Below are 12,218 nucleotides of genomic sequence, written 5' to 3' on the forward strand. Positions count from 1 at the left end.
GGGCCGTTTCCATTCGCGGGCAGGTTCTTGACGCAGCCGCATCCGGCATGAGACATGCGCCAATGCCCCCGCGCCAGAAAACCGACGATCCGACACGCCCCCCCGCGCGCCCCTGGCGTCCGGGCTTCTGGCTGCGCTTCGTGCTGATCCGCGCGGCGCTGGTGCTGACGGGATCGGTCGCGGTCTATTCGGTGATCGACCCGCCCTACAGCTGGACGATGCATGCCGATGCACGGCAGCACGAGCTTGCCCCGCGGGGCTGGACCGACCTGGGCGACATCGCGCCCGTGATGCTGCGGTCGGTCGTCGCCGCCGAGGATGCGAATTTCTGCCGCCACTGGGGCTTCGACATGGACGAGATCCGCAAGGTCGTGGCCTCGGGGTCCAGCCGCGGGGCCTCGACGCTGACGCAGCAGACCGCCAAGAACGCCTTTCTGTGGCAGGGGCGCAGCTGGCTGCGCAAATCGACCGAGGCCGTCCTCACCCCCCTGGTCGAGGCGATGTGGTCCAAGCGCCGCATCCTCGAGGTCTACATGAACCTGGCCGAGTTCGGGCCGGGCATCTTCGGCATCCGCGCCGCCGCCCGCGAACATTTCGGCACGACGCCCGACCGCCTGACGCCCGTGCAGGCCGCAAGGCTGGCCGCGATCCTGCCCGCCCCAAGCGGCGCAGCCCCCATGCGGCGTCGTCCCGGTCCCGCGCGATCCTGGACGGGGCCGCCACCATCGCCCGCGACGGGCGGGCCGACTGCTTCACCACGCGCCGCGACGGTTGAAAGGGCACCCCTCGGGGCGTATCAACATCGGCGTTGCGACAAGAAAACAAGGTCTCGAGCAGTCAATGAACACGAATACGCAGACCACGCGACTCTACCACAGCCCGCTGTCGCCCTTCTGCCGGAAGGTGCGCCTGGTCCTGGCCGAGAAGAAGATCGAGGTCGAACTGGTCGAGGAGCGTTACTGGGAAAGCCCCCCCGATCTGAAGCGCCGCAATCCGGCGGGCAAACTGCCCGTGCTGCGCTGGCGCGGGAACATGCTGGCCGAAAGCCAGGCCATCGTCGAATACCTGGACGAGGCCATGCCCAGCCCCGCCCTGATGCCCCAGACCCCGATGGAACGTCACGAGGTGCGGCGCCTGTGCGCCTGGTTCGACGACAAGTTCAACGCCGAGGTGACCCAGCCCATCCTGACCGAGCGCGTCTGGAAGAAGATCACCCGCCAGGGCTATCCCGACAGCCGCGTGGTCAAGGAAGGGCTGCGCAACATCAAGGAGCATATCGACTATCTCACCTCGCTGCTCGAGGCGCGGCGCTGGCTGGCGGGCAATGCGCTTAGCCTGGCCGATTTCGCGGCGGCGGCGCATTTCTCCTGCCTCGACTACATCTCGGACGTGGACTGGGACCGGTCCGAGACGCTGAAGGACTGGTATGCGACGATCAAGTCGCGCCCCGCCTTCCGTTCCGTGCTGGCCGATCAGGTTCCGGGCATCCACCCGGCCCCGCATTATGCCGAGCTCGACTTCGGCTGAGGCCGACAAGGCGGCGCTGTCGGCGCAGGCCGACAAGGCGGCGCTGGACGCCTTCGCGCGCGAGGCGGGTTTCGCCAAGATGCGCGTGACGACGCCCGGCGCCGTGCCGGGCCTGCCCGAACGGCTGCGCGAATTCCTGGACCAGGGGCGGCACGGCCAGATGGCCTGGATGGCGGAACGCACGCATTGGCGCGCGGACCCCGCAGCCCTCTGGCCCGAGGCCAAGTCGATCGTCATGCTGGCCGAGCTGTACACCCCCGAGGGCGACCCGCTGGCCGCGCTGGAACGGCGCGACCACGCCGCCGTCAGCGTCTATGCGCAGGGGCGCGATTACCACGACCTGGTCAAGAAGCGCCTGAAACGCGTGGGCCGCTGGCTGCTGGAACAGCATCCCGATCACCAGATCAAGGTCTTCGTCGACACGGCCCCGGTGATGGAGAAACCCCTGGCCGAGGCCGCGGGCCTCGGCTGGCAGGGCAAGCATACCAACCTGCTGTCGCGCGACTTGGGCAGCTGGTTCTTCCTGGGCGCGATCTTCACGACCGTGCCGCTGCCGCCCGACGCGCCCGATGTCAGCCATTGCGGATCCTGCCGCGCCTGCCTCGACATCTGCCCGACCGGCGCCTTTCCCGCGCCCTATCAGCTGGATGCGCGGCGCTGCATCTCCTACCTGACGATCGAGCATCACGGGCCCGTCGATCCCGACCTGCGCGCGCTGATGGGCAACCGCATCTATGGCTGCGACGACTGCCTTGCGGTCTGCCCCTGGAACAAGTTCGCGCAGGCCGGGACCGAGATGCGCTATCGCGGGATCATCGACGCGCCGCCGCTGGCGGAACTGGCGGTGCTGGACGATGCGGGCTTCCGCTCGCGGTTCTCGGGCAGTCCGATCAAGCGGATAGGGCGCAACCGCTTCGTGCGCAACGTGCTGTATGCGATCGGGAACTCGGAAGATCCGTCGCTGCGGGCGGTGGCGCAGGGCCTGGCCGAGGACGAGGACCCGACCGTGGCCGATGCCGCGCGTTGGGCCGCGATGCGGCTGGATCACAGCAGGAAGTCGTCGCCGTCCAGCGACAGCTGACCCGACAGGCGGATCGTCATTTCGGCCCGCCCGTCGCCATCCAGATCGGCAAGGACATGCGTCTCGCGGCCGACATGGCGCCAGATCAGCGAATCCTCGCCCGAGAAGCGATTGCCGTCGTAATCGAGGTCCAGCGCCCGCAGGTCGATCCGGTCCGTTCCGGGCGTGAAATCCGTGATCAGGTCGGCCGCGCCCGTGCGGCTGTCGCCTGCCAGGAAGAAGCGGAACTCGTCCCGCCCGGCACCGCCGGTCATCACGTCCGCCCCAAGGTTGCCCGCCAGCGTGTCGTGGCCCGCCTGCCCCCACAGTGTGTCGGCACGAACATTGGCTAGAAGCGTGTCTTGCCCCCGTCCCCCGCCGATATCGTGTCGTTGCCCCCAGCGCCCACGATCCGCTCGGGGCCCGAGGCCCCCAGAAGCGTATCGTTCCCCTCTGTTCCGAAGATCCATGTGGCAACATCCGACGGGGTGTCGTCGGGGCTGACATCCTCGGGGTCGATCTCGGGCAGCGAATAATGCGCCAGCGGGAACATCGCGTTGGTGAAGTCGCTTGCCTGAAGCGACCGCCCGTCCCATGACCGCACGTCAAGGATCGTCTGCCCCCAGATGATCAGGATCCCCGTCGAGGTCGGCACGAAGCTCAGCTGCCAGACGCTGCGGACAGTCCCCAGCAACGAGAAGTCGATCGCATCGACGCCCCGCCGGAAATCGAGGATCGTGATCCGCCCGCTGATGCTGGTCGGCATGAAGATGTCCGCCCCGTCCCCGCCATGCATCAGCAGCGGACTGCCCGCGGCGATCAGGATGTCGTCCCCGCCTCCGCCGTTCAGCCGAAGGGTGGCCGCCCCCGCCTGCAGCAGGTCGTTTCCCGCCCCGCCGCCCTGCGTTCCCGCCCCGGCGATGCGCGTGACGCCCAGATCGCCGGGGTCGAACAGGAATTGCGTCACGCCGGTCTCGGTGGCCGAGGCGACGAATACCGCGATGCGGCCGTCGATCTCGACCGCGGTGATGTCCGAGACATCGGCCAGCGTGGTCGCGGCCTCGTCCGCGATGGTCGCAAGATGCACCAGCCGCCCATCGGGCGTCATGGTCATCACGCTGATCCCGTCATCCGCGCCGCCCGCGAAGACGAAGGCCCGCCCGTCGACCACCACCACCTCCAGCGCGGTGACGGATGCGAAGCGGGTCCCCCCTTCGTCCAGGACGTGATCCGCGCGGGTCAGCGAACCGTCCTGCCCGATGCGGAACACGCTGAGCGAATTCGACCCCGCCGCGCCGAGGATCGCGAAGCTTGCACCCCCGAACTCGGCCAGGGCCAGCGCCGAGGGCAGGTCGAACCCCGCCCCGCTGGCCGCGCTATGGACATGGCCCGCACCCAGCCGCCCATCCGCGCCCATCGGATGCGTCGACAGGAAGTTCCCGTTCCCGGAGGCGGTGACCAGCACGACCTGACCGCCGACATTCGCCGCGACGACATGGTCCAGGTTGGCGTCGGTCGCCCCCTGCGGCAGGGGCAGCGTCACGCTGCCGGCCTGGCTCAGCCGTCCCGCCGCGTCCATCATGTGCGTGCGCAGCACCAGCCCCTCGGCCGCCGAGAAGACGACCTCCCCGCGCGTCGTCGTCACCTGCCCCAGTGCCGTCAGCCGCGCACCCAGATCGGTGCCGAACAGCCGAGAGAACGACGTCAGCGCCCCGTTATGCGATTGCAGGTCGACCGACAGGTCCGACAGTCCCCCAAGCCCGCCCAGATGCACATGCGCCTGCCCGCCGATATCCAGCAGATGCAGTTCGGGCGCCCCCTGATAGGTCGCCCCGCCCGGATAGTCGCGATTGCGCAGGCCCGTGATCGCCGCGTCGCCCGCCCCGATGCGATAGCTGCTGACCCCTCCGCCGATCTGCGTGGCGGCCAGCAGAATCCGCTCTCCTCCGATCTCGGCCACGAGCAGATCGGAAATCGAGGACAGCCAGCGTTGTTGCGTGACACCGAAGGTGGTCACGTGGCGATAGGCGATCATGGGATTTCAGCTGGGTTCGGAAAGGCGGATTCGGTTGCGGAACTATCCTAAGGAATAGGGCCGTCAGGCTTTCTGAACAAAGGATGGATGGCTTGCATTTTATGCAAGCCGGGCGCGGTCCCTCAGATCGGGGTCGCGTCCGGGGTGTCCGCCAGCGGACCATAGAGGATCAGCCCCGGCTGGACCGCAGGCCCCTTGGCCAGCATCCGGGCCAGCCCCTCGACCGTGCTGCGCAGCAGCCGCTGGCCGGGATGGCCGACGGCCTCGGCGAACAGGGCGGGCGTGTCGGCGGGCAGGCCGTGGGCGATCAGCCCCTCGGACAGGCGGGGCCAGCTGCGCTGCCCCATGAAGACCGCCGTGATGACGCCGGGATCGGCCAGCGCGGCCCAGTTGATGTCTTGGGGCAGCTGGCCCGTGATGTCCGCGCCGGTGACGAACTGCACCCGCCGCGCGGTCAGGCGGCGCGTCAGCGGCATCCCCGCCGCCGCAGCCGCCGCCGAGGCCGAGGTCACACCCGGCACGATCTGGAACGGAATGCCCGCCTGCGCCAGGGCCACGATCTCTTCCTCGAGCCGGCCGAAGATGCCGCTGTCGCCGGATTTCAGGCGCACCACGCGACGGCCCGCGCGGGCATGGTCGATCAGAAGCGCGTTCACCGCCTCCTGCTTGGCCGAGGGGCGGCCCGCGCGCTTGCCGACCGCGATCAGGTCCGCATCGGGATGCGCGTGATCCAGCACCGGCCCCGAGGCCAGGTCGTCGAACAGCACGACCTCGGCCTCGGCCAGAAGGCGGGCGGCCTTCAGGGTCAGCAGCTCGGGGTCACCCGGTCCCGCCGACACGAGCGAGACGAAGCCGGATTGTTCAGCGATGTCGGACATGTCGGAAAATGCCTTGCGGAACAGCGTTTCATCCCAGCTATACCACGATGACAGGTGTGACAATGCCGCGCATTTGCATGGCATCCATGCCGCGCGATGAAACCTTTCGGCCCCCATGCGTTGGGTGGGCAGAGGAATTCGGAGGAACGGAATGACGGTGATCTGCTGGTTTCGGCGCATGTTGCGGCTGGACGACCATCCTGCGCTGGTCGCGGCGGCACGCGAAGGCGCGGTGATCCCGCTGGTCATCCTTGCCCCCCAGGAGGCACGCCTGCGCCCCGCCAGCGCGCAGCGGCAGGCCATGTCGCTGCCCCGGCTGGAGGCGTCGCTGAGATCGCGCCACAGCCGCCTGATCGTGCGGCGCGGCGACCCCGCCGAGGTGCTGGAGGCCATCGCCCGCGAGACCGGCGCCGACACGGTGCACACCACCACCGGCTTTCCCTTCTACAGCGATCACGGGCTGAAGGCCGCCGTCGAACGCGGCGGCGCGACGCTGTGCCTGCATCACCCCGCCGACCTGATCCCGCGCGGATCGGTCACGACCAAGACCGGCGATCCCTACAAGGTCTTCACCCCGTTCTGGAAATCCATGCGCCAATGCGACATCGCGCAGCCGCTGGACGCGCCCTCGCTGTCGTCGCCCGACCGCTGGCCCGACAGCGACGGGCTGGACTGGCCCGAGGCCCGCAGGGCGATGCGCCGCGGCTGGGATGTCATGGCCGAGCACATCCGCCCGGGCGAGGACGAGGCCCTGGACCGGCTGGACGCGTTCATGTCCGACGACATGGCCGACTACAAGGCGAACCGCGACCTGCCTTGGCGCGAACACGGCACGTCGGAACTGTCCGACAGCCTTGCCGTGGGCGAGATCAGCGCCCGCCGCATCTGGCATCGCTGCCTGCCCGCGCTGCACGATGGCCGCAAGGGCGCCGAGACCTTCATGTCCGAGCTGGCCTGGCGCGAATTCGGGCGCGAGCTGATGCATCAGAGCCCGAAGATGGACAGCGACAACTGGCGCGACGAATGGGCCGATTTCCCGTGGAAGCGCGACAACGCCGAGGCCGAGGCATGGAAGCGCGGCCAGACCGGCATCGCGATGGTCGATGCGGGCATGAGAGAGCTGTATGTCACCGGCCGCATGCACAACCGCGTGCGAATGATCACCGGCAGCTATCTGACCAAGAACCTGCTGACGGATTGGCGCGTGGGGCTGGAATGGTTCGAACATGCGCTGATCGACTGGGACGCGGCCTCGAACGCGATGAACTGGCAATGGGTCGCGGGCAGCGGCGCGGATTCCGCGCCCTTCTTCCGCATCTTCAACCCCGACACCCAGGCCGAGAAGTTCGACGCCAAGGGCAGGTATCGCGACTTCTGGCTGAACCCCGAATCCAAGGGTGCCAAAAGCTTTGCCGAGGCCGCGCCCGAATCCTGGAAGATCGACCTGAAGAAGAAGCACTATCCCGCCATGTCCTTGGGCGAGAGCCGCAAGCGCGCGCTCAGCGCCTACCAGGACCTCAAGGGCTGAGCGGGCATGAGGGACGCGCTGATGATCGGGGCCTCGGGTGGGATCGGACAGGCGATGACGCGGCTGCTGGAATCGCGCGGCGTCGCGGTGACGGGGCTGTCGCGCAGCCGTGACGGGCTGGATCTGACCGATGCCGCGTCGGTCGAACGCCACGCCGGGGCGTTGCAGGATCGCAGCTTCGATCTGGTGATGAACACGACCGGCGCGCTGGTGATCGACGGGCACCAGCCCGAAAGGACCACCGATGCCATCGACGCCGACGCCATGGCCGCGCAGTTCGCGCTGAACGCCACCGGGGTCGCGCTGGCAGTTCGGCATTTCGCGCCCCTGATGCGGCGCGACGCGCGGGCGGTCTTTGCCACGCTGTCGGCGCGTGTCGGCTCGATCGGGGACAACCGGCTGGGGGGCTGGGTCGCCTATCGCGCCGCCAAGGCCGCGCAGAACCAGATCCTGCGCACGGCCGCGATCGAGTGGTCGCGCCGCAACCGGCATTCGGTCTTTCTGGCACTGCATCCCGGCACGGTCGAAACGCCCCTGACCGCGAAATACGCGGCCCGCCATCCGACCATCACACCCGAACGCAGCGCCGAGGCACTGCTGGAAGTGATCGAACGCGTCCCCCCCGAGGACAGCGGCAGCTTCTGGGACTGGAAGGGTCAGCGCGTCCCCTGGTAGGCCAGCGCGCGCCGGCCTATCGCCAAGGCTGCCACCGAGGCCACGACCACCGGCAGCCATGCCCCGCGTCCCGCATTGGCCGCGACGATCCCCGCAAGCGCCCAGATCACCGCGAGGGAAAAGGCGGGCTCGTCCCGGCGCAGCGACTGGACGGCCAGCGCGATGGCCGTCACGGCAATCAGGCACAGGATCGCCGCCGCCATCGCGGGCAGCACCCCGTGCCCCGCCAGCCAGATCCCGACCGACACGCCCGACGCCGCCGTCAGCCAGCCCGCAAGGACCGCGACGGGACGTCCCTCGAACCAGGGGTCGCGGCGACCGGCGCAGATCATCGCAAGGCATGAGGCCGCCCACATGATCAGGATCAGGATCGTCGCCAGCCCCGGCAGCACCTGCGCTACGGGGATCCAGAGGAACCCGACGACCAGCGCCACCAGAAGCGGCGCGCGCATGGGCAGCCAGTCCTCGTCCCCCGCGCGCCGCCACAGCCCGAACGCCGCGCCGATGATCAGCCACAGATAGATCGGCCCCCAGATCGCGAAGGCCCAGCCCGCGGGCTGGATCGGCGGATCGTCCTGAGGGATCGGGAACAGGTCGGCAGAGTAGCCCGCGAAGCCGGGAAAGATCACCGGTGACAGGGCAAAGGCGATGGCCGCGACCAGCACCGCGGCGGCAAGGGTGCGATTGGACATGTCCTTGGTCCTTCGGGTCGTTCTCATGGCCAACCCCGGCGCGGCGGCGAATGTTCCCCCGGTCTTGACCCCGCAAGGGCCCGCGTGAATGAATGTCGGCCCGCACCCAAGGCCAGCCGCACGAAGATCGACGCACCGCATGAAGCTCAAGGAATTCGCCAAGCTGGTCGGCATGTCGCCCACCACCGTCAGCCGCGCCCTGAACGGCCACCCCGAGGTTAGCGACCGGACGCGCCTGCGCATCGTCGAGGCCGCCCGCGAGCACGGATACTCGGCCAACGCCCATGCCAGCTTCCTGGCCAAGGGGCATGGCAACATCATCGGCTGCGTCATCCCGATCACCGGCCGGAACGAGATCGTGAACCCGATCTATGCCGATTTCCTTGCAGGCGTGGGCGAGGAATGTGCCGCCCGCCGGTTCGAGATCAACCTGTCGGTCGTGCCCGACGACGACCAGTCCGACGCCTATCGCGCGCTGCATTCGCGCGGGCTGATCGGCGGCGTGATCGTGCAGTTCCCGCGCCACGACGATGCGCGCCCGGCGCTTCTGGATGCGCTCGGGCTGCCATATGTCGTGCATGGGCGGGTCAGTTCGCATCGCGCGGATTACGGCTGGGTGGACGTGAACAACCAGCGGGCCTTCGAACGCGCGGCGGGATTCCTGATCCAGCTGGGGCACCGCCGCATCGCCCTGCTGAACGGGGACGAGCGGTTGGACTTCGCCTTCCGCCGCCGCGAGGGGTATCTGAAGGCCCTGCGCGACGGCGGCATCGCGCCCGATCCCGCGCTGATGACCGCGGACGAGATGACCTCGGCACAAGGGTATGCCAACGCGCTGCGGCTGCTGGATGCGCCGAACCCGCCGACCGCGATCCTGTGCTCGGCCACCATGATCGCCATCGGTGTCCGGCAGGCGCTGGAGGAACGCGGGCTGCAGCTGGGCCGCGACCTGTCGGTCGTAACCTTCGACGACGACCTGTCCTATTATGCCAATCGCGACGGCGTGCCCGTCTTCACGGCCATGCGATCCTCGGTGCGCGAGGCGGGCAACCGCTGCGCGGGCCTGCTGATCGACCGGATCGAGAATGGCGGCGCACCGCGTCAGGACCTGCTCGAGGCCGAGCTGGTCGTCGGTCAGTCCACCGCCCCGCCGCCGGCCTGAGAAACCGCACGACGCGCCGCGCGCAGGTCGTCGGGCGTGTTCACATTGCGGAACGGGTCCTGCGGCATGGCGGGCCATTCCACCAGCACCGCGCCATGCGCGCGGGTCAGGTCGCGCACGCGCCGGTTCCCCGCCACCAGCCGCACGCGCAGATCGTCCCGCAACGCGACCGGCCACAGCCCGATCACCGGATGTTCGTGCAGCCCCGCCTCGTCGCGACTGGCGGCCAGCGCCAGCCCGCCATCGCCCGCCGCCCCGGCCAGCCGTTGCACAAGGTCGGACGGCAGGAACGGCGTGTCGCCCGCCACCGTGACGACCTGCGCCGCACCGCCTGCCGCCGCCCATTCCATCGCCGCAAGAATGCCCGCCAAGGGACCATGATTGCCCGCGATATCATCCGCGATCACCGGCAGGCCGTGATCCGCGAAACGCGCGGGATCGCCATTCGCGTTGATCGCAAGGCGCCCCGCCTGCGGTGACAACCGCCCGACGATCATCGACAGCATCGAGGTTTTCCCCAGCATCAGCAGGGGCTTGTCGCCGCCGCCCATGCGGGTCGCGCGGCCTCCGGCAAGGATCACGGCGGGCGTCTTCATCCCGCGATCAGTGACCGCAACCCGCATCGCTGGCAAGAGGCGCGATTCTTGACTTCTTTCGTCGGAATCGTTACCCGCCGGAAACAGTCAAGTAATCCCATGCCGACGGAGATCGAAGATGAGCGGACTTGGAGCAACCCTGACGGCCCTGCCGCTGTTCGGCATGATCCGCGACGGCGGCTGGACGATGTGGCTGATCGCCGCGCTGTCGGTCGTGACCGTGGCAGTGATCCTGTGGAAGATCTTCGCGCTGTGGCGCATGGGCGTCTGGGGCGGATCGCATTCGCGCCGCGCCGTGACGCTGTGGTCGCAGGGCCGTGGCCGCGATGCGCTGATGGCCGTGCGTGGCCGCCCCTCGGCGCGGGCGCGCGTGGCGCAGGCCGCCATCGGCACCTCGCTCGATCCGCGCTTCGACGACCGCGCCGCCCGAGAGGAGACGACCCGCGTCGCGCGCCAGACCCTCTATCGTTCGCGCGAGGGGCTGCGCGCATTGGAGCTGATCGCCACCATCGCGCCGCTTCTGGGCCTGCTGGGCACGGTTCTGGGCATGATCAGCGCGTTCCAGGTCCTGCAGAGCAGCGGCAACCAGGCCGATCCTTCCGACCTGGCAGGCGGCATCTGGGAGGCGCTGCTGACCACCGCCGCGGGCATGGCCGTCGCCATTCCGGCGGGGGTCGCGCTGTCCTGGTTCGAAAGCATCGCCGACCGCCTTCAATCCGACCTGGAGGATCTGGCCAGCCGCGTCTTCGTCAAGCGTGACGCCCCCGACACCGCCCCCATGCTGCAGGCCGCGGAATGAGCCATTCGCCCGAGGACACGGCGATCGACCTGGGCCCGCGCCGGCATCCCCGCCGGATGTCGCTGACGCCCATGATCGACGTTGTCTTCCTGCTGCTGATCTTCTTCATGCTGGCCTCGCGCTTCGGAATGGATGCGGTGCTGCCCATCGCGGGCGGGTCCGAAGGGGCCGCCAGCGAATGGCAGGGCGCGCCGCGGCTGGTCGATATCCGTCCGGATGGGCTGGCGCTGAACGGCACGCCGGTCGATCCCGCCGACCTGCCCGACGCGCTGGCGCGGATCATGCCCGACCCGACCGCGGGGGTCATCCTGCGCGCGCAGGACGACGCGCAGCTGCAGCGGCTGGTCGATGTCATGGACCTGCTGAACGGCGCGGGTCTGAACAACCTCATCCTGATCGAGTGATCCCATGCGCATCGACATGCCCCCAAGGCGCCCGCGCGGCGAATCGATCATCCCGATGATCAACGTGGTGTTCCTGCTGCTGATCTTCTTCCTGCTGACGGCGCAGATCGCCCCCTCGACCCCGTTCCCGCTGACGCCCCCCGACAGCGCCTCGGATGTCGAGGCCGAGGCCCGCGACGTGCTGTTCCTGTCGGCGGATGGCGAACTGGCCTGGAACGACGCGCGGGACGAGGCCGTCTGGCCCGCCATCGCCGCGCGCGAAACCGATGGCCCGATCGAGATCCGCGCCGATGCCGCCACCCCCGCCGCCACGCTGGCCGCGCATCTGAAGTCGCTGCGCGAGTTGTCGGACGGCGGCGCGCGCCTTGTCGTCAGCGGAGGTTGACCCCATGCCCACGCGCCGCCTTGCCGAAACCGCCGGGTTCTTCGTGATCGCAGCCTCGTTGCATGTCGCGGCCTTCGCGGCGTTCCTGCCCGATGACGGCCCGCAGAAGGGGGCCGCCGCCGATGCGCCCCCCGCCCAGCTGGCCGCGGGCGGCGCCGAGGTGCAGGCCATGGTCGCCGAATGGGAGGCCCCGCCCGAGATCGCGGAGCCCGCGCCCGCACCGCAGCCCCAGCCGGAACCCGTGGCCGAACCCGCGCCGCAGCAGCCCGCGCCCGAACCGGAACCCGTCCGCACGGCGGCCCTGCCGCAGCCCATGCCGGCCCAGCCCTCGATGTCGCAGCCGAACCTGCCCGAGCCGCCCGAAGCGCCCGAAATCGAGGCCCCCTCGGAACTGGCGCTCAGCAGCTCGACCCGGCCGGACGCCCGCCCCGAGCGGCCCGCGCCGCGCCGTCAGCCCGAGCCGGAACCGGACCCCCA

Annotated in this window: 13 protein-coding genes and 2 pseudogenes; 10 read left to right on the plus strand and 5 right to left on the minus strand. The window is 69.4% G+C overall.

Features of this window, described 5'->3' with window-relative positions:
* Nucleotides 1-62: 62 nt before the first annotated feature.
* From mtgA to queG, 3 genes and pseudogenes are all read left to right on the plus strand, one after another.
* Nucleotides 63-775 (plus strand): annotated as a pseudogene (mtgA, locus tag QMZ16_RS15455) (monofunctional biosynthetic peptidoglycan transglycosylase).
* Between the two features lie 65 nt (nt 776-840).
* The gene (locus tag QMZ16_RS15460; RefSeq protein WP_022706999.1) at nt 841-1,527 is read left to right on the plus strand and encodes a glutathione S-transferase family protein; all 687 of its coding nucleotides are present in this window, start codon (nt 841-843) and stop codon (nt 1,525-1,527) included.
* The gene (queG, locus tag QMZ16_RS15465; protein WP_282603901.1) at nt 1,505-2,608 is read left to right on the plus strand and encodes a tRNA epoxyqueuosine(34) reductase QueG; all 1,104 of its coding nucleotides are present in this window, start codon (nt 1,505-1,507) and stop codon (nt 2,606-2,608) included. Before QMZ16_RS15460 ends, queG begins: the two co-directional genes overlap by 23 nt.
* Here the strand turns inward: queG and QMZ16_RS15470 are convergent.
* From QMZ16_RS15470 to cobA, 3 genes are all read right to left on the minus strand, one after another.
* Nucleotides 2,572-2,970 carry a M10 family metallopeptidase C-terminal domain-containing protein gene (locus tag QMZ16_RS15470; RefSeq protein ID WP_282603913.1) on the minus strand — a complete coding sequence of 133 codons (399 nt, stop codon included), beginning with the start codon at nt 2,968-2,970 and terminating at the stop codon, nt 2,572-2,574. The genes queG and QMZ16_RS15470 overlap by 37 nt on opposite strands.
* Nucleotides 2,937-4,622 carry a hypothetical protein gene (locus QMZ16_RS15475; protein WP_282603902.1) on the minus strand — a complete coding sequence of 562 codons (1,686 nt, stop codon included), beginning with the start codon at nt 4,620-4,622 and terminating at the stop codon, nt 2,937-2,939. Before QMZ16_RS15475 ends, QMZ16_RS15470 begins: the two co-directional genes overlap by 34 nt.
* Nucleotides 4,623-4,744: 122 nt before the next feature.
* Entirely contained in the window at nt 4,745-5,500 is a 756-nt protein-coding gene (cobA, locus tag QMZ16_RS15480) for a uroporphyrinogen-III C-methyltransferase (protein ID WP_282603903.1), read from the minus strand.
* A 151-nt stretch (nt 5,501-5,651) separates the two neighbouring features.
* Between cobA and QMZ16_RS15485 the strand changes: the two genes are divergently transcribed.
* Together QMZ16_RS15485 and QMZ16_RS15490 are read left to right on the plus strand one after the other, a co-directional pair.
* A complete protein-coding gene (locus QMZ16_RS15485) occupies nt 5,652-7,028 on the plus strand; it encodes a deoxyribodipyrimidine photo-lyase (protein ID WP_282603904.1) in 1,377 nt (458 codons plus the stop codon).
* Nucleotides 7,029-7,034: 6 nt separating this feature from the next.
* On the plus strand, nt 7,035-7,703 hold the full coding sequence (locus QMZ16_RS15490; RefSeq protein ID WP_282603905.1) for an SDR family NAD(P)-dependent oxidoreductase: 669 nt from the start codon (nt 7,035-7,037) through the stop codon (nt 7,701-7,703).
* Here the strand turns inward: QMZ16_RS15490 and QMZ16_RS15495 are convergent.
* Entirely contained in the window at nt 7,685-8,395 is a 711-nt protein-coding gene (locus QMZ16_RS15495; RefSeq protein WP_282603906.1) for a tryptophan-rich sensory protein, read from the minus strand. The genes QMZ16_RS15490 and QMZ16_RS15495 overlap by 19 nt on opposite strands.
* Before the next feature lie 139 nt (nt 8,396-8,534).
* Here QMZ16_RS15495 and QMZ16_RS15500 point away from each other — a divergent pair, with 139 nt between their 5' ends.
* Nucleotides 8,535-9,557 carry a substrate-binding domain-containing protein gene (locus QMZ16_RS15500; protein WP_282603907.1) on the plus strand — a complete coding sequence of 341 codons (1,023 nt, stop codon included), beginning with the start codon at nt 8,535-8,537 and terminating at the stop codon, nt 9,555-9,557.
* Here the strand turns inward: QMZ16_RS15500 and mobA are convergent.
* Nucleotides 9,530-10,153, minus strand: coding sequence for a molybdenum cofactor guanylyltransferase MobA (gene mobA, locus QMZ16_RS15505; protein ID WP_282603908.1), 624 nt, complete (start codon nt 10,151-10,153; stop codon nt 9,530-9,532). The two genes, QMZ16_RS15500 and mobA, sit on opposite strands and share 28 nt — an antisense overlap.
* Before the next feature lie 118 nt (nt 10,154-10,271).
* Here mobA and QMZ16_RS15510 point away from each other — a divergent pair, with 118 nt between their 5' ends.
* The 4 genes and pseudogenes from QMZ16_RS15510 to QMZ16_RS15525 form a co-directional block, all read left to right on the plus strand.
* Nucleotides 10,272-10,952, plus strand: coding sequence for a MotA/TolQ/ExbB proton channel family protein (locus QMZ16_RS15510; protein ID WP_282603909.1), 681 nt, complete (start codon nt 10,272-10,274; stop codon nt 10,950-10,952).
* Nucleotides 10,949-11,356 (plus strand): biopolymer transporter ExbD, encoded by a 408-nt coding sequence (locus QMZ16_RS15515; RefSeq protein ID WP_022707010.1) that lies wholly within the window; start codon nt 10,949-10,951, stop codon nt 11,354-11,356. Before QMZ16_RS15510 ends, QMZ16_RS15515 begins: the two co-directional genes overlap by 4 nt.
* A 4-nt stretch (nt 11,357-11,360) precedes the next feature.
* Entirely contained in the window at nt 11,361-11,741 is a 381-nt protein-coding gene (locus tag QMZ16_RS15520) for a biopolymer transporter ExbD (RefSeq protein WP_282603910.1), read from the plus strand.
* Nucleotides 11,742-11,745: 4 nt separating this feature from the next.
* A pseudogene (locus QMZ16_RS15525) lies at nt 11,746-12,218 on the plus strand (hypothetical protein); the annotation flags it as partial.

The organism is Paracoccus sp. PARArs4 (genome assembly GCF_947311865.1).
Classification (GTDB): domain Bacteria; phylum Pseudomonadota; class Alphaproteobacteria; order Rhodobacterales; family Rhodobacteraceae; genus Paracoccus; species Paracoccus zeaxanthinifaciens.